The sequence below is a fragment of the Xylophilus sp. Leaf220 genome (assembly GCF_001421705.1).
Lineage (GTDB): Bacteria > Pseudomonadota > Gammaproteobacteria > Burkholderiales > Burkholderiaceae_C > Xylophilus.
Genome location: NZ_LMKO01000008.1, coordinates 21446 through 38209, shown reverse-complemented (window position 1 = coordinate 38209; position 16764 = coordinate 21446). Strand labels below are relative to the sequence as shown.

The 16764-nt window shown below is 70.2% G+C and carries 18 protein-coding genes; 13 read left to right on the top strand and 5 right to left on the bottom strand.

Annotation, left to right across the window (positions count from 1 at the left end; all coding sequences use genetic code 11):
* The first annotated feature begins 27 nt into the window (after positions 1-27).
* The 4 genes from ASE76_RS08035 to ASE76_RS08020 all read left to right on the top strand — a co-directional run bounded on the left by ASE76_RS08035 (position 28) and on the right by ASE76_RS08020 (position 3388).
* The gene (locus ASE76_RS08035; RefSeq protein ID WP_055837446.1) at positions 28-1029 is read left to right on the top strand and encodes an SIS domain-containing protein; all 1002 of its coding nucleotides are present in this window, start codon (positions 28-30) and stop codon (positions 1027-1029) included.
* Positions 1030-1167: 138 nt separating this feature from the next.
* Positions 1168-1764, top strand: coding sequence for an HAD family hydrolase (locus ASE76_RS08030; RefSeq protein ID WP_055837443.1), 597 nt, complete (start codon positions 1168-1170; stop codon positions 1762-1764).
* Between the two features lie 22 nt (positions 1765-1786).
* Positions 1787-2467: an LPS export ABC transporter periplasmic protein LptC gene (gene lptC / locus ASE76_RS08025; RefSeq protein WP_255357274.1), complete on the top strand. Its 681-nt coding sequence runs from the start codon at positions 1787-1789 to the stop codon at positions 2465-2467.
* Positions 2468-2584: 117 nt separating this feature from the next.
* Positions 2585-3388, top strand: a complete 804-nt coding sequence (locus ASE76_RS08020; protein WP_055837440.1) for an SDR family oxidoreductase — start codon at positions 2585-2587, stop codon at positions 3386-3388.
* 199 nt (positions 3389-3587) lie between these two features.
* Here the strand turns inward: ASE76_RS08020 and ASE76_RS08015 are convergent, their stop codons facing one another.
* On the bottom strand, positions 3588-4193 hold the full coding sequence (locus ASE76_RS08015) for an RNA-binding protein (protein ID WP_055837437.1): 606 nt from the start codon (positions 4191-4193) through the stop codon (positions 3588-3590).
* A gap of 244 nt (positions 4194-4437) precedes the next feature.
* On the bottom strand, positions 4438-4860 hold the full coding sequence (locus tag ASE76_RS08010; RefSeq protein ID WP_055837434.1) for an RNA-binding protein: 423 nt from the start codon (positions 4858-4860) through the stop codon (positions 4438-4440).
* Positions 4861-5205: 345 nt separating this feature from the next.
* Here ASE76_RS08010 and ASE76_RS08005 point away from each other — a divergent pair, with 345 nt between their 5' ends.
* The 9 genes from ASE76_RS08005 to ASE76_RS07965 all read left to right on the top strand — a co-directional run bounded on the left by ASE76_RS08005 (position 5206) and on the right by ASE76_RS07965 (position 13789).
* Positions 5206-5691 (top strand): DUF4174 domain-containing protein, encoded by a 486-nt coding sequence (locus tag ASE76_RS08005; RefSeq protein WP_201781847.1) that lies wholly within the window; start codon positions 5206-5208, stop codon positions 5689-5691.
* A 359-nt stretch (positions 5692-6050) separates the two neighbouring features.
* A complete protein-coding gene (gene mnmG / locus ASE76_RS08000) occupies positions 6051-8018 on the top strand; it encodes a tRNA uridine-5-carboxymethylaminomethyl(34) synthesis enzyme MnmG (RefSeq protein ID WP_055837431.1) in 1968 nt (655 codons plus the stop codon).
* A gap of 57 nt (positions 8019-8075) precedes the next feature.
* On the top strand, positions 8076-8789 hold the full coding sequence (rsmG, locus tag ASE76_RS07995; RefSeq protein ID WP_055837429.1) for a 16S rRNA (guanine(527)-N(7))-methyltransferase RsmG: 714 nt from the start codon (positions 8076-8078) through the stop codon (positions 8787-8789).
* A 50-nt stretch (positions 8790-8839) separates the two neighbouring features.
* Positions 8840-9454: a LysE family transporter gene (locus ASE76_RS07990; protein WP_055837426.1), complete on the top strand. Its 615-nt coding sequence runs from the start codon at positions 8840-8842 to the stop codon at positions 9452-9454.
* A 15-nt stretch (positions 9455-9469) separates the two neighbouring features.
* Complete coding sequence (locus ASE76_RS07985) at positions 9470-10270, top strand: ParA family protein (RefSeq protein ID WP_055837423.1); 801 nt, start codon at positions 9470-9472, stop codon at positions 10268-10270.
* Between the two features lie 15 nt (positions 10271-10285).
* Positions 10286-10873, top strand: coding sequence for an alpha/beta hydrolase (locus tag ASE76_RS07980; protein WP_055837420.1), 588 nt, complete (start codon positions 10286-10288; stop codon positions 10871-10873).
* Between the two features lie 28 nt (positions 10874-10901).
* Positions 10902-11849 (top strand): ParB/RepB/Spo0J family partition protein, encoded by a 948-nt coding sequence (locus ASE76_RS07975; protein ID WP_055837417.1) that lies wholly within the window; start codon positions 10902-10904, stop codon positions 11847-11849.
* A gap of 7 nt (positions 11850-11856) precedes the next feature.
* On the top strand, positions 11857-12609 hold the full coding sequence (locus ASE76_RS07970; RefSeq protein WP_055837413.1) for a trans-aconitate 2-methyltransferase: 753 nt from the start codon (positions 11857-11859) through the stop codon (positions 12607-12609).
* 106 nt (positions 12610-12715) lie between these two features.
* The gene (locus tag ASE76_RS07965; protein ID WP_055837409.1) at positions 12716-13789 is read left to right on the top strand and encodes a peptidoglycan-binding domain-containing protein; all 1074 of its coding nucleotides are present in this window, start codon (positions 12716-12718) and stop codon (positions 13787-13789) included.
* A 120-nt stretch (positions 13790-13909) separates the two neighbouring features.
* Here ASE76_RS07965 and ASE76_RS07960 read toward each other — a convergent pair whose 3' ends face one another.
* The 3 genes from ASE76_RS07960 to ASE76_RS07950 are packed head-to-tail and all read right to left on the bottom strand — an operon-like array spanning position 13910 to position 16713.
* Complete coding sequence (locus ASE76_RS07960) at positions 13910-14614, bottom strand: cysteine hydrolase family protein (RefSeq protein ID WP_055837407.1); 705 nt, start codon at positions 14612-14614, stop codon at positions 13910-13912.
* Positions 14615-14622: 8 nt separating this feature from the next.
* A complete protein-coding gene (locus tag ASE76_RS07955; RefSeq protein ID WP_055837404.1) occupies positions 14623-15549 on the bottom strand; it encodes an ABC transporter permease in 927 nt (308 codons plus the stop codon).
* Positions 15550-15552: 3 nt separating this feature from the next.
* A complete protein-coding gene (locus ASE76_RS07950) occupies positions 15553-16713 on the bottom strand; it encodes an ABC transporter permease (protein WP_236698384.1) in 1161 nt (386 codons plus the stop codon).
* Positions 16714-16764: the final 51 nt, after the last annotated feature.

Here is a 16764-nt window from a genome sequence, read left to right as displayed (position 1 = left end):
AAGGACCCGGCCGATAAAATCCGGCGGATGACTTCTGCCGCCCCGCCCCTGCCCGCCTTCGATGCCGACGCGGCGCTGCGCCTGGCCCGCGACACCCTCGACATCGAGGCCGCGGCCGTCACCGGGCTGAAGGCGCGCCTGGGCGACCATTTCCCGCAGGTGGTGCAGCTGGTGCTGCGCTGCACCGGCCGGGTGGTGGTGATGGGCATGGGCAAGAGCGGCCACATCGGCCGCAAGATCGCGGCGACGCTCGCCTCCACCGGCACGCCGGCGATGTTCGTGCACCCGGCCGAGGCCAACCACGGCGACCTGGGCATGATCACCGGCCAGGACGTGGTGCTGGCCATCTCCAACAGCGGCGAGGTGGCCGAGCTGGCGGGCATCCTGCCGGTGGTCAAGCGCATGGGCACGCCGCTGGTCGCGATGACTGGCGGGCTGACCTCGACCCTTGCCCGGCATGCCGACTGGGTGCTCGACAGCGGCGTCGAAAAAGAGGCCTGCCCGCTCAACCTGGCCCCGACCGCCAGCACCACCGCGCAGGCGGCGTTGGGCGACGCCCTGGCGGTCGTGCTGCTGGAGGCGCGGGGCTTCCGTGCCGAGGATTTCGCGCGCTCCCATCCGGGCGGCGCGCTCGGCAGGAAGCTGCTGACCCATGTGTCCGACGTGATGCGCACCGGCGACGCGGTGCCCGCCGTGCGGCCCGACACGCCGCTGGCGGTGCTGATGCGCGAGATGAGCGCCAAGGGCCTGGGCGCCGCGGCGGTGGTCGATGCCGACCGCCGGGTGCTGGGCGTCTTCACCGACGGCGACCTGCGCCGCCTGGTGGAGACCGGCGCCGACCTGCGGGCATTGAGCGCGGCCGAAGTGATGCACGCCCGGCCCCGCACCATCGCCCCGACGGCCCTGGCGGTGGATGCCGCCGAGCGGATGGAGGAACACCGCATCACCAGCGTGCTCGTGGCCGATGCCGACGGCGTGCTGGTGGGCGTGGCGCACATCGGCGACCTGCTGCGGGCGAAAGTGATATGACCCCCAGGCTGCGCACTGCGTGTCTTCGCCTACCCCCTTGCAGGGGGCACGGCCGGCGGACCGGCGGAGCCGGATCCGCGGTCGTCCTGAAACGAATTCCGCGCCTCTTATGGGCGGTTCATGGCTGATAAGCACGCAATGCTCCCTCTCGATTCCCTGCCTCCCATCACCCCGGCGCAGCGCTGGGCGCCCGAGTTGCTGCTGCGCGCGCAGGAGGTGCGGGTCGCGTTCTTCGACGTCGACGGCGTGCTGACCGACGGGGGGCTGTACTTCACCGAATTTCCCGAGGCCGATCCGCGCGGCGGGGGCGAGACGATCAAGCGCTTCAACACGCTCGACGGCCACGGGCTGAAGCTGCTGCAGCGGGCGGGCATCGTGCCGGCCGTCGTCACCGGGCGGGATTCGCGGCCGCTGCGGGCGCGGCTGGCGGCTCTCGGCATCGCGCATGCGCATTTCGGCACCGAGGACAAGCGGCCGGCGGCGCAGGCGACGCTCGATGCGCTCGGCCTGGGCTGGCACCAGGCCGCGGCGATGGGCGACGACTGGCCCGACCTGCCGATGCTGCGCCGCGCCGCCTTCGCCTGCGCCCCGTGCGGCGCCCATGCCGAACTGCTGGCCGTCGCCCACCACGTGACCCGTGCCACCGCCGGCCACGGTGCGGTGCGCGAGTGCTGCGACCTGCTGCTGGCCGCCACCGGCCGCTACGACGCCCTGCTGCAGGAGTATGCGCATTGACGCGACGTCCGGAGGCCGCCCGGTGAGCGCGGCCCGCGGAAGCTTCAAGCCCGTCGCCGCGCTGCGCACCGCGCTCGACCGTGCCTCCATCTACCTGCCGGTGCTGCTGATGGGCCTGCTGGCGCTCGGCAGCTACTGGCTGGTGCGCAGCACGCCGCCACCCGCGGTGGCCGAACCCGAGCGCCCGGTGCGCCACGAGCCCGATTACTTCATGCGCGACTTCGCCGTCCGCAACTTCGACAAGGACGGCAAGCTGACCAGCGAGATCTTCGGCACCGAAGGCCGCCACTACCCCGACACCGACACGCTGGAGATCGACAAGCCGCGGATCCGGTCCTTCAGCAAGGACGGCAAGCTGACCGTCGCCACCGCCAACACCGCGCTCAGCAACGGCGACGGCTCGGAGGTGCAACTCTTCGGCAACGCCATCGTGACCCGCGAGGCCACCACCGACGCGCGCGGCCAGCCGGTCCCGCAGATGCAGTTCCGCAGCGAGTTCCTGCACGCCTTCACCGAGACCGAGCGGGTCAAATCCCACAAGCCGGTGGTGCTGACCCGCGGCCAGGACCAGTTCACCGGCGACGGCATGGACTACGACAACTACGACCAGGTGGCCAACCTGCGCGGCCGGGTCCGCGGCATCATGGTGCCGACACCCCGGGCGGCACCGGCCGCAGCGCCTGCTCCGGTGCGCAAACGCTGAGGGCGCGCCGGCCCCCGCAGGCCGCGGCGGATTTCCCGATCCGGCGACGCTCGCTTCCCGCGGGCTCCGGCGGTTGGTACGCTCGCGGGCCGACCTCCACCCACCCGGACCTTCTCCATGACCGACGCCCCGCTCGTATTCATCACCGGCGCCTCCAGCGGCATCGGCCAGGCGCTGGCTCTGCGCTACTTCCAGGCGGGCTGGCGGCTGGCGTTGGCGGCACGCCGCACATCGGAGATCGAATCGTGGGCCCGCGCAAGCGGGGTGCCGGCCACCAGCTATGGTATTTATAGCGCCGACGTGTCGGTGCCCGACAGCATCGTCGCCGCCGGGCAGCAGTGCCTGGCGCAGCAGGGCGTGCCGCAGGTGGTGATCGCCAACGCCGGCATCAGCGTGGGCATCGACACCGCCGACCGGGCCGACCTCGACGTGCTAGCCCAGACCTTCGCCACCAACAACACCGGGCTGGCCGCCACCTTCCATCCGTTCATCGCGGCCATGACCGCGCGGGCGCGGCAGGGCGGGGCGCCGGGCCGGCTGGTGGGGATCGGCAGCGTGGCGGGCATCCGGGGTCTGCCGGGCCACGCGGCCTACTGCGCCAGCAAGGCGGCGGTGATCGCCTACTGCGAAAGCCTGCGGGGCGAACTGCGCGGCACCGGCGTACGGGTGGTGACGATCTGCCCCGGCTACATCGACACGCCGCTGACCCGCGCCAACCGCTATGGCATGCCCTTCCTGATGCAGCCGGCGGATTTTGCCGACCGGGCGTTCCGCTCCATCGAAGCGGGTGCCGGCTACCGGGTCATTCCGTGGCAGATGGGCGTGGTGGCCAAGCTGCTGCGGGCGCTGCCCAACCCGCTGTTCGACCGGCTGCTGGCCGGCCGGCCGCGCAAGCACCGGCGGGGCGAGGCGGGGCGCTAGGTTCGGTTATCGGTTATCGGTTATCGGCTGGCTGCTGCGATACGACCTCCCTGCAGCCGCCTGACAGCGTGCACCTTGGCTGCGTGCACTGCCGGTAGGGCGCCGGGACCTGTGATACGGCGTTCCCCATGCAAAAAGGCCCCGCAGGGCCTCTTTTTCGTTTTGCCGCCAGTGCGCGCCGCGCAGCGGCACCAGACGATCAGTAACCGCCGCCGCCACCGCCGCCGTAGCCGCCGCCATTGCCGCCACCGCTGCGGCCACCACCACCGCCGCCACGGGGACCGGAGCCGTACGGGCTGCGGAAACCGCCGTCGCCTGCGCCACCGTTGCTGCCGCCGCCACCGCCACGGCCACCGTAACCCCCACCGCCGCCGCCGCCGTATCCACCGCCGCCGCCACTGCGACCGCCGCCGCCATAGCCACCGCCGCCGGATCCGCCGCCGCCGTAACCACCACCGCCACTACCACCGTAGCCGCCGCCACCGCCGTTACCGCCACCGCCGCCGTAGCCACCGCCACCACCGTATCCGCCACCGCCGCTGCGGGGAGGACGGGCTTCCATCGGACGGGCCTCGTTCACCACGATGCCGCGGCCGCCGAGCGGCTGGCCGTTCATGCCGTTGATGGCGGCCTGGGCCTCGTCGTCGCTGCCCATTTCGACGAAACCGAAGCCCTTGGAGCGTCCTGTTTCGCGCTCCATCATGACTTTCGCGCTGGTGACCGATCCGAATTGGCCGAAGGCCTGTTCGAGGTCGCTGTCGCGGACGGAGTAAGGCAGGTTGCCGACGTAGAGTTTGTTGCCCATGACGGGAGTCCTCAAAAACAAAGATAAAGCGATGGAGTCCCGAAAACGCAATCAACACCGACTACGCGAAACCGACGCATCACCAAGGAAAGCACAGGTTTTTTGGCCCCTGCGCTGTCATTATGTCGCAGAAGTTCCAGCCGAACGCAAGCATGCCCCCACCGAAATAGCAACCTCGCCGGTGCATGAAAAAAGGGCCCGAAGGCCCTTTTGTGGTGCGATTGTGTCGCTGCTCGTGGAGAGCTCAGTAACCGCCGCGGCTACCGCCACCGCCGTAACCGCCGCCACCACCGCTGCGGCCACCGCCGCCGCCGCCGTAACCGCCGCCGCCGCCGCCACCACCGTAGCCGCCGCCACCGCCGCCGTAACCGCCGCCGCCACCGCCGTAGCCGCCACCGCCGCTACGGGGAGGACGTGGCTCCATCGGACGGGCTTCGTTGACGACGAGGTTGCGGCCGCCGAAGGCTTGGCCGTTGGTGCCGTTGATGGCTGCCTGGGCTTCTGCGTCGCTGCCCATTTCCACGAAACCGAAGCCCTTGGAGCGGCCGGTATCGCGTTCCATCATGACCTTGGCGCTCGAGACAGAGCCGAATTCGCTGAAGGTCTGCTGCAGATCTTCGTCACGGAAGGTGTAGGGCAGGTTGCCCACGTAAAGTTTGTTGCCCATCTCGGGACTCCTCAAAAAAACAAAACGCGATGGAGTCTGGGCAACGCAATCAGCAAACCAGTGACGACTTCAAAGACGCGAAACTGACCATACACCGCAAAGAGACATGGGTGCCGGAAGCACCCATGCCCACCAATTATGCGCGATATTTTCGGTTTGCCTACCACCTTTGGGGCGGTTCGATGCGGGGTTTTCACCGGGTGCGCAATGAATTACAGAATTGTGCCGGGGCAGTTTTGGGGAACATGGCGGCCCCGGAATGCGCAAAACGACACAGCCCGTTCGCTTCCGGTCCTTAGGATGGCGGGGCACCGCGCCCTGCCCGCGGTGGTAGGGAGCCGAGCCATGGCGTTGCATATCCTGTCGTTCTTCCAGCGGCGCTGGCCTGCGTGGATGCTGCTGTGCGCCGCGGCCGGGCCTGCATCGGGCGCGGCCCCGGCGAGCGATGCCGATCCGCTGGCGGCCGAGCGCTGGAAGACCCGACCGCTGGTGGTGGTGGCGCCGTCGCCGGACGATCCGGTGCTGCAGGCGGTCCTGGCGGCGGCCCGCTCCGACGGCGGACGCCGCGCCTTCGCCGACCGCGACATGGTGCTCTTCACCGTGGTCGGCACCACCGGGCAACGCGAGGGCCGCGCCCTTTCGCCCGGTGCGACCCAGGCATTGCTGAAGGCACTGGCGCTACCGCCCTCCGATGATGGGGTGTTGGTGCTGGTCGGCAAGGACGGCGGTGCCAAGCTGGCCCAGCGCCACCCGGTGGATCTGCCGGCGGTCTATGCCGAGATCGACGGCATGCCGATGCGGCAGAACGAGGTGAAGCGCTCGCCGCGTTAATGCTATCGATTGCATAGCTGAGGGCCGGCGCCTTGAGCCGGCTGGAGGCTGTCGGGGCTTCCAACCCGGTGCCGGCAGGGGCTCTGCGATATTCCCGGCCGTTGCAGGGCCCGCAACTTAAAATGGCTGCGGTGCAAGGCGATCGCATCCGGACTGCTCGGCAAGGCAGGGCTGGATGGGCACGGCACGGCGCCGACACGCCGGCGGACGATGGGCGTTCGCCGCGATGCCTCGGCTGCGGCCGCATGAGAGCCGCCCGCAACCATATTTTTCGCGACCGCCGATGTCCGCCCGGCGCAGGCAGCCCACAGCAGGAGGCTGCCAACCGACCGGGTGCGCGGCGACCAGAAGGAAACCAGATGATCTACCCCCAGGAATTCGACGTGATCGTCGTCGGCGGCGGCCACGCCGGTACCGAGGCGGCGCTGGCCGCCGCCCGCATGGGCGCCCGGACGCTGCTGCTCACCCACAACATCGAGACGCTGGGCCAGATGAGCTGCAACCCGTCGATCGGCGGCATCGGCAAGGGCCACCTGGTCAAGGAAGTGGATGCGCTCGGCGGTGCGATGGGTATCGCGACCGACGAGGGCGGCATCCAGTTCCGCATCCTGAACAGCTCGAAAGGCCCGGCGGTGCGGGCCACCCGCGCCCAGGCCGACCGCATCCTCTACAAGGCCGCGATCCGGCATCGGCTGGAGAACCAGCCCAACCTGTGGCTGTTCCAGCAAGCGGTGGACGACCTGCTGGTCGAAGGCGACCGGGTGGCGGGCGCGGTGACCCAGGTAGGCATCACCTTCCGGGCTCGCACCGTGGTGCTCACCGCCGGCACCTTCCTGGACGGCAAGATCCACGTGGGCCTCAACAACTACGCCGCCGGCCGCGCGGGGGACCCGCCGGCGGTGAGCCTTTCGGCGCGCCTCAAGGAGTTGCGGCTGCCGCAGGGGCGATTGAAGACCGGCACGCCCCCACGGCTCGACGGCCGCAGCATCGACTTCAGCCAGTGCGCCGAGCAGCCCGGCGACGGCATGCCCGGCGGGGTGGGGGAGTCGGTGCCGGTGTTCAGTTTCATGGGCAAGGCGGCGATGCATCCGCGCCAGGTGCCGTGCTGGGTGACCCACACCAACGAGCGCACCCACGACATCATCCGCAGCGGCTTCGACCGCAGCCCGATGTTCACCGGCAAGATCGAGGGCGTCGGCCCGCGCTACTGCCCGAGCGTGGAAGACAAGATCAACCGCTTCGCCGACAAGGAAAGCCACCAGATCTTCCTGGAACCCGAGGGCCTGACGACGCACGAGGTGTACCCCAACGGCATCTCGACCAGCCTGCCGTTTGATATCCAGTACCAGCTGGTGCGCTCGATGAAGGGCCTGGAAAACGCGCACATCCTCCGCCCGGGCTACGCGATCGAGTACGACTATTTCGACCCCCGTTCGCTGAAGAGCAGCTTCGAGACGCGCCAGATCGGCGGGCTGTTCTTCGCCGGGCAGATCAACGGCACCACCGGTTACGAAGAGGCGGCGGCGCAGGGCCTGTTCGCCGGCATCAACGCCGCGCTGCAGTGCCGGGGTGATGCGCCGTGGCTGCCGGGGCGCGACGAGGCCTACCTGGGCGTGCTGGTCGACGACCTGATCACCAAGGGCGTGACCGAGCCCTACCGCATGTTCACCAGCCGGGCCGAATTCCGCCTGCAGCTGCGGGAAGACAACGCCGACATGCGCCTGACCGAAACCGGTCGCCGGCTGGGCCTGGTGGACGACGCGCGCTGGGATGCCTTCAGCCGCAAGCGCGATGCTGTTTCACGTGAAACAGAGCGGCTGCGTTCGATCTGGGTCAGCCCGCGCAACCTGCCGGCCAGCGAGTCGGAGCGGGTGTTGGGCAAGGCGATCGAGCACGAATACAGCCTGGCGGAACTGCTGCGCCGGCCGGATGTGAGCTACGACGGCTTGATGTCGCTGGCCGACGGGCGCTATGCATCCGACACTGTTTCACGTGAAACACTCGGGGATGCGCGCGATGGCGTGCTGGAGCAGATCGAGATCTCCGCCAAGTACTCCGGCTACATCGACCGCCAGAAGGACGAGGTGCAGCGCGCATCGCATTACGAGCAGTTGCGCCTGCCCGACGACCTGGATTACCTGCAGGTGACCGCGCTCAGCTTCGAGGTACGTCAGAAGCTGCAGAAGCACCGGCCCGAGACGCTGGGCCAGGCGTCGCGGATTTCCGGCGTCACGCCAGCGGCAGTGTCGCTGCTGCTGGTGCACCTGAAAAAGCGGGGCGCCCGCGGCTTCGCATCCACGGCGGCTTCGCCCGAAGCGGTCGTCTAAGCATTCACCTTCGCTCTCGCCGCGCATTCGGCGCGCGGGGCTCTCCCGGAATTTCTCATGCCAGACTCGAACGCTGCCGCCGTGCAGCAGCAGATCGCCGCCGGTGCTGCGGCACTGGGCATCGCGCTGGATGCCAACCAGTGCGAGCGCATGGAGCGGTACCTGGGCCTGATCCAGAAATGGAACAAGGTCTACAACCTCACTTCGGTGCGCGACCCGCAGGAGATGCTGACGCACCACCTGCTGGACAGTCTGGCGGCGGTGCCTCCCTTGTTGCGGCAGCGCAAGGCCGCAGGGGGCGACGCAGCCCGGCCGTTCTCCCTGCTCGATGTCGGTGCGGGCGCCGGCTTGCCGGGCGTGGTGGTTGCCATTTGCTGTCCGCAGGCCGATGTGACCTGTGTGGACACCGTGGCTAAGAAGGCGGCCTTCCAGCAGCAGGTGGCCCTGGAACTGCGGCTGCCCAACCTCAAGGGGCTGCATGCGCGGGTCGAGACCTTGAGCGGGCCGTTCGATGTCGTCGCGTCCCGGGCGTTCGCTTCGCTGGTGGATTTCACCCACTGGTCGGTCGATGCGGTGGCGCCCGACGGGGTGTGGATGGCGATGAAGGGCAAGCATCCGTCGGACGAGCTGGAGGCTTTGCCACCCGGAATTCGCGTGTTTCACGTGGAACAACTCGCCGTCCCGGGACTGGCTGCGGACCGCTGCATCGTCTGGATGCGCAAGAACGTCGCCGCCGGTGCGGCGGCGGGTCCTGCAGGGCAGGGCGCTTAAACTCGAGCCCCGCCGCATTCCGCAGCTTCCTTGTTTCTCACCTGTTCCCCATGTTCGGCATCTCTGATTACGGTTCTTTCTGCGCGGCGGTGGTCGTGTTCCTGATGCTGCCGGGCCCCGGCACCTTCGCCTTGCTCAACTCGACCGCCAAGGGCGGCTTCAAGGCCGGTGCGGCCGCCACCGTCGGCCTGATCGCGGGCGACCAGGTGCTGCTGTGGCTGGCCGTAGGCGGTGTGGCAGCGCTGCTGGCCGCCTATCCGCCGGTGTTCATGGCGGTGCAGTACGTCGGCGCCGCCTACCTGGTGTGGATCGGCTTTCGCCTGCTCACCGCCAAGCCGGGCGATGCCGGCCCGGTGCGCATCGAGCCGCGGCACTACGCCCGGCAGGCGTTCTTCATCACCTTGCTCAACCCCAAGGCCATCGTGTTCTACATGGCCTTCTTTCCGCTGTTCGTGAACCCGGCCACCCACCGCGGCGGCGTCACCTTCGCCGCGATGGCGATCACCATCGCGGCGTTGACGGCCTGCTACTGCCTGGGCCTGGCCGCGGTGGCGCGGGCGGTGACCGCGCAGGTGCGGGCGCACCGGCGGGTGGCCAAGGGTCTGGAGCGGCTGGCCGGCGTATTCCTCATCGGGTTCGGTCTCCGGCTCGCGATTTCCAAGTAAGTAAGAAGACCCGACATGGCCCAGATTTTTTGCATCGCCAACCAAAAGGGCGGCGTCGGCAAGACGACCACCTCCGTCAACCTGGCCGCCGGCCTGGCCAAGATCGGCCAGCGGGTATTGCTGGTCGACCTCGATCCGCAGGGCAATGCGACGATGGGCTCGGGCGTGGACAAGCGGGCGCTGGAGTCGACGATCTACGAGGTGCTGGTCGACGGCGTGCCGGTGTCGGAAGCCCGGGTGCGGGCCGACCGGCTGGAGGAGAGCGGTTGCGCCTACGACGTGCTGGGCGCCAACCGCGAGCTGGCCGGAGCGGAGGTCGAGCTGGTCGGGCTCGACCAGCGCGAGAAGCGGTTGAAGGGCGCGCTGGCGCTGGTCGATGCCGACTACGACTTCGTCCTGATCGACTGCCCGCCCTCGCTCTCGATGCTGACGCTCAACGGCCTGTGCTCGGCCCACGGCGTGGTCGTGCCGATGCAGTGCGAGTATTTCGCGCTGGAGGGCCTGACCGACCTGGTCAACACCATCAAGCAGGTACACGCCAACCTCAACAAGGACCTGCAGATCATCGGCCTGCTGCGGGTGATGTTCGACCCGCGGATCACGCTGCAGCAGCAGGTGAGCGAGCAGTTGAAGGACCACTTCGGCGACAAGGTGTTCGACACGGTGATCCCGCGCAACGTGCGGCTGGCCGAGGCGCCCAGCTACGGGCTGCCCGGCGTGGTGTTCGACCCGGCGTCGAAGGGCGCGCAGGCCTTCGTGGCCTTCGCGTCGGAGATGGTGGCCCGTGCCACGAAACCCAAAGCCAAAAAGGCCTGAAGCCGGTAAGAGACGATGGCCACCAGCTATGAAAAAGAGAGCATCACCGTCCTGACCCTGCCCGGCTGGCATGGCAGCGGTGCCGACCACTGGCAGACCCGCTGGGAGGCGCTGTACGGCTACCGGCGGGTGGAGCAGCACGACTGGCAGCGGCCCCTGCGCGGCGACTGGAACGCGCGGCTGGAGGACATGGTGCTGGGCTGCGGGACGTCGGTCCTGCTGGTGGCGCACAGCCTGGGTTGCGTGCTGGTCGCGGCCTGGGCCGCGCACTCTCGCAATACCGACCGCATCCGCGGCGCGCTGCTGGTGGCGCCGCCCGACATCGAGCGTGACGACCTGCGGCCGCAGCTGCCCGGCTGGACGCCGGTGCCGCGCAGCCCGCTGCCGTTCCCTTCGCTGGTCGTCCACAGCAGCGACGATCCTTATGCCGCCCCGGGCTACGCACAGCACATCGCGCAGGCCTGGGGCAGCGCGCTGCACGGCGTGGGCCCGGCAGGCCATATCAATGCCGACGCCGGCCTGGGCGACTGGCCCGCCGGCCATGCGCTGCTGCAGGCGTGGCGGGCCGCCGGCTTCGCCACCGCTCCTGCGCCGCGCACCTGAAACCCGAAGACACAGAAGGAGCCGACCGATGGCCACCACCACCAAGAAACCCAAGGGCCTCGGCCGCGGCCTCGAAGCCCTGCTCGGCCCCAAGGCCAGCGAGGCGCCGGCCGATGCCGCCGGCAGCCCGGTGGACGGCCTGCCGCACGCACTGGCGCTGGCCGACCTGGTCCCGGGCATCTACCAGCCCCGCACCCGGATGGACGAGGGCGCCCTGTACGAGCTGGCCGAGAGCATCAAGGCGCAGGGCATCATGCAGCCGATCCTGGTGCGCCGGCTGAAGGACGGCGACAACGCCGGCAAATACGAAATCATCGCCGGCGAGCGGCGCTTCCGGGCGGCACGGCTGGCCGGCCTCGACAGCGTGCCGGTGCTGGTGCGCGACGTGCCCGACGAGTCGGCCGCCGCGATGGCGCTGATCGAGAACATGCAGCGGGAAGACCTGAACCCGCTCGAGGAAGCGCAGGGCCTGCAGCGGCTGGTCAAGGAGTTCGGCCTGACGCACGAGCAGGCGGCGCAATCGGTCGGCCGCTCGCGCAGCGCCGCCAGCAACCTGCTGCGCCTGCTGAACCTGGCCGACCCGGTGCAGACGATGCTGATGGCCGGCGACCTGGACATGGGCCATGCCCGTGCGCTGCTCTCGCTCGACCGGGCGGCGCAGATCACCGCGGCCCACCAGATCTCGGCGCGCAAGCTGTCGGTGCGCGAGGCCGAGGGCCTGGTCAAGAAGATCGGCGCCGAGTTCAGCCTCTCGGCCCAGAAGCCGCCTGCCGCCCGCAAGGAGAAATCGAGCGACCTGCGCCAGGTGGAGGAAGACCTGGCCGACCTGCTGACCGCCGCCGTCGAGGTGCGGGTCAAGAAACGGGTCAAGCGCCACGGCCGCACCGAGGACACCGGCGAGGTCGCGATCCAGTTCGCCAGCCTCGACGAGCTCAACGGCCTGATCGACCGGCTGCGCCGCACCGCCGGGCGGTAAGCCCCCCATGAAGGCGCCGCGCCTGCCCTGGCCCGTACCGGCGCTGCTGGTCTGGGGCTCCGCATGGGGCCTTTTCGCGCTGTTGCAGGCACTGGGGCCACCCGCCCTCCAGGGCCTGCCCGCGGTGGCGCTGGCGACCGCCTGGGGCGCCCTGGGCAGCCTGTGGGGCACCACCCGGATGCGGCGTCTGCTGCTCGCGGGCGGATTCCCCGTCTCGCTGTTGGCCTCGGGTGCCGTGGCGCTGCCGGGCTGGGGCTGGCTGCTGCCGCTGGCCCTGTGCCTGCTGGTGTACCCGGTGCACGCCTGGCGGGATGCGCCGGTGTTTCCCACGCCGCGGGGTGCCCTGCGGGACCTGCCCGGGGCCGTGCCGCTGGCGCCCGGCAGCCGGGTGCTCGACGCCGGCTGCGGCCTGGGCGACGGCCTGCGGGCGCTGCGCGCCGCCTACCCGGCCGCCGTGTTGCACGGCATCGAATGGAGCTGGCCGCTGCGGCTGCTGTGCGCACTGCGCTGCCCGTGGGCCCGGGTGCGGCAGGGCGACATCTGGCGCGCAGGGTGGCAGGACTTCGCGCTGGTCTACGTCTTCCAGCGGCCCGAGAGCATGGCCCGCGCCTGGGACAAGGCGCGCGCCGAGCTGGAGCCCGGCGGGGCGATGGCGAGCCTGGAATTCGAGGTGCCGGGCGTCGAAGCCGACCGCCGGTTGCGCACGCCGGACGGGCGGCCGCTGTGGATCTACCGGGTGTCGGGACCGGGCAAAAAGTAACAATTTCCCCCGGGCCGGTGGGGTTCCAATGCCCTGGATACCACAGTATGCTGCGGGGTTTTTCGACGACCCCCGCCCCGCTGTGGGCGATTTCCCTGGAGATTCCATGCGCGTTATCCGTACCGCTCCCCTCTCGCTGGCCTGTGTCGCCGCCGCAGCCCTGCTGCTGACCGGCTGCGAGACCACCGACATGAAGATGGGCGCGCCCGGCGCCAAGACGATGGCGACCGGCTCGGCCGCCGGCGGCGCCACCGACGGCGCCAGCAGCCAGCTCGAGCGCTGCGCCGCCCCGCTCGGCACCGTGTCGCTGACCGAGAACCAGCAGGCCGGCTGGTACACCATCCTGCGCAACGAATACCGCCTGCCGCCGACGGCCAACCTGCTGCGCCTGCTGGTGCAGCAATCGAACTGCTTCATCGTCGTCGAGCGCGGCGCCGCCGGCATGAACGCCATGACCCGCGAGCGGGCCCTGATGCAGTCGGGCGAGATGCGCCAGGGCAGCAACATGGGTGCCGGCCAGATGGTCGCCTCCGACTACGGCATGGAGCCCGAGATCATCTTCCGCAACAACAACGCGGGCGGCGTGGCCGGCAGCCTGGGCGGCGCGATCGGCGGGCGCTACAGCGGCCTGCTGGGCGCACTCGGCGGCAGCATGAACACCAAGGAAGCCAGCACCATGCTGACCCTGATCGACAACCGCTCGGGCGTGCAGGTGGCGGCATCGGAAGGCAGCGCCTCCAAGACCGACTTCGGCGCCGTGGGCCAGCTGTTCGGCGGATCGGGCGGCGGCAGCCTCGGCGGCTACAGCAACACCGCCGAAGGCAAGGTGATCTCGGCCGCCTTCATGGACGCCTTCAACCAGATGGTCCGCGCGCTGCGCAGCTACAAGGCGCAGAGCGTGCAGGGCCAGGGCCTGGGCGGCGGCGGCCGGCTGGGCGTCGACGGCGCGGCAGCCCCGTCGCAGACCTCCGCCCCCGGCGGCCGCAGCGGCCCGGCCGGCGGCAGCATGTCGATGCGCGACGCGCAGGCCAAGTTGAACGAGCTGGGCTACAACGTCGGCACCCCCGACGGCGCCGCAGGCGGCCGCACGACGGCCGGCCTGCGCGCCTTCCAGCGCGACCGCGGCATCGCCTCGACCGGCCGCCTGGACGCGGCCACGATGAACGAGCTGTCGAAGTAAGCGCAGCCCGCAATGCGATGCTCCGGCATCGCACGCACGAAGGCCCGGCCGGCGACGGCAGGGCCTTTTTTACGAGCGAAATAGGTCCGCAGCCGGCGTCCGGCGCTGGCCTCCAGCTATCTATTCGGTAGCAGAGGGTTTCTGCTGCGCCGCCCCGTCCCACACCGCCAGCAGCTCCTGCGACTCCATCACCAGCCCCAGGTGCAGCGACACCATGCTGAGCGCCGCGGCCTCCAGCTGCGGATCGGTGCCGCGCACCAGGTCGCGCAGCACGATCACCCGGTAGTTGTGGTTGTTGGCGTCGAAGGCGGTGCTGAGCACGCAGCAGTCGGTGAAGCCGCCGTCGAGCACCACGGTCTCGATGCGCTGGTTGCGCAGCAGGAAGTCGAGGTCGCTGGGGTAGAAGGCCGAGAGGCGCCGCTTGGTGTCGACCCGCATGTCGCCCGGCTCCACCCGGGTGCACCACTCGGTCCAGCGGCTGCCCTCGATGGCGTGCGCGGCGGCATTCGGGATCGGCCCGACGTGCAGCGGGAAGGTGCGGCGCCAGGCGGCCGGGATGCCGCCGATGTCGTCCTCGCCGCCCGGCCGCAGGGTGGAGCGGACGTGGACCAGCCGCACGCCGCGGGCCCGCACCTGGTCGTGGAAGGCGTCCAGCGGCGCCACCAGGTCGCGTGCCCGCGGGGCGGGGCAGGGACAGTCGGGCGAATCGTCCAGGTGGCCGCGGTGCATGTCGATCGAGACGACCGCGGTGGTGGCGGGGTTCAGGTAGTCGGCGAACTGGCGCTCGTCGAGGCTGCGGGCTTGCTCGTAGACGTAGGCTTGCATGGGATTCCTTATCTTCTTTCTTCGCGCAGGTACGGCTCGCCCAGCGCGCCGGGCGTCTCGTCGCGGCCCTGGCGGGCCAGCGCCACCCACACCATCACGCCCAGCGTGACCAGGTAGGGCGTCATCAGCACGAAGTACTGCGGCAGGCCGATACCGGCGGCGGCCAGCTGCGGGATCAGCGCCTCGATGCCGCCGAACAGCAGCGCGCCCACCAGGGCCCGCCACGGCGACCAGCGCGCGAAGATCACCAGGCCCACCGCGATCCAGCCGCGGCCGCCGGTCATGCCGGCAATCCAGAGCTTGGTGCTGACGACCGCGATGTAGCCGCCCGCCAGCCCCACCAGCGCCGAGCCCGCCAGGATCGCCAGGAAGCGGGTGCGCAGCACCGGGATGCCGGCCGCGTCGGCCGCCTGCGGGTTCTCGCCCACCGCGCGCAGCCGCAGGCCGGGCACGGTGCGGTTCAGGTACCAGACCACGACAGCGAAGAGCAGCGGCGTCAGGTACACCAGCACGTTCTGGCGGAAGAGGCCGCCCACCACCGGCAGCTGCGCCAGCGGGCCGAGTGCGAGCGCGTCGAGCCCGGTGACCGGCTGGTTGGTCCAGCCCAGCACCGTGCCCAGCAGGCCGGTCAGGCCCTGGCAGAAGAAGACCAGTGCCAGCCCCGCGATCACCTGGTTGACCCGCAGCCACACCACCATCGCCGCGAACAGCACCGACACCGCCGCGGCGGCCACCATCGAGCCCAGCAGCGCGATGCCCGGCTCGTGCACCGCCAGCTGCACGCCGATGCCGGCCAGCGCGCCGACCAGCATCAGCCCCTCGGCCCCGAGCGACAGCACGCCGGCCCGCTCCGAGACGATCAGCCCCAGCGCCGCCAACGCAAAGGGCACCGCGAAATCGGGCATGTTGCCCAGCCAGTGTGCGATCAGGTCCATGGCTCAGGCGCCTTTCTGGCCGACGGCACGGATGCGGTGCCGGATGAAGAAATCCGACGACGCCACGCACACCACCAGGATCGCCTGGATCAGCTGCACCATCGAGAACGGGATCTGGTAGAAGACCTGCAGGCTGCGGCCCGCCACGAACAGGGTGGCGACCAGCACCGCCACCACGCTGGCGGCCAGCGGGTTGTTGCGGGCCAGGAACGCGATCAGGATGCCCGAGAAGCCGTAGCCGCTGTAGAACGACTGGGTGAGCCGCCCTTCCTGTCCGGCGGCCACCAGGAAGCCCGCCAGCCCCGCCAGCGCGCCCGAGAGCAGCACCGAGCCGGCCACCAGCCGCCGCACCGGCACGCCCACCGCGTCGGCCACTCGGCTGCCGGCATGCACGAAACGCAGGTACAGCCCGGCGCGGCTCCTGTCGACGAACCACCAGGCCGCCACCGCCACCAACGCCGCCAGCACGATCGCGCTGCTGAAGCCGCCGGCGATGTCGGGCAGGCGCTCGAAGCTCTCGAACTTGGGCGAGTAGGGAAACGCATCCTTCGGGTCCTTCCACGCGCCGTAGAGCAGGTGCAGCAAAAAGTTGGCCGCCACGTAGTTGAGCATCAGGCTGGAGATGATCTCGTTGATGCCCAGCCGCATCTTCAGCACCGCCGGCAGCACCACCCACAGCAGGCCGCACACCAGCGCCGCGGCGGCCATCAGCCACAGCCGCAGGCCGGGCGGGCCGACCGCGTGGAGCGAGACGGCCGTCGCGCCGATCGCGCCCCATACCATCTGCCCCTCCAGCCCCAGGTTCCAGAACCGCGCGCGGAAGGCCATCGCCGCGGCCAGGCCCACCATGACCATCGGCGCGGCCTGGAACAGCACCGCGCGCAGGTTCTGCGGATCGGTGAAGGTCTGCACCACGAACTCGTTGACCAGGTCGGCCGGCGCCACGCCCGCCGCGACCAGGATCGCGCCGCAGACGAACAGCCCCACCGCGACGGCCAGCGCCAGGATCGCCGCCTGCTGCGGCCAGCCGAGCTGCTGGCGCAGTTCCAGCGTGTAGCGGCGCTCCAGCAGGGGCACGAAGCGGCGGCGCGGCGGGGTGTCCGCTGCGGCGGCGGGTGCCGGCAGTGGCGGCGAGGGCAGGGGAGGGCTTGTCGTCGCGGTCACGGTGTTCGGTGGTTCGGGTAATGGGAAAAGCCGGAGGAGGAGGCGCGGCGC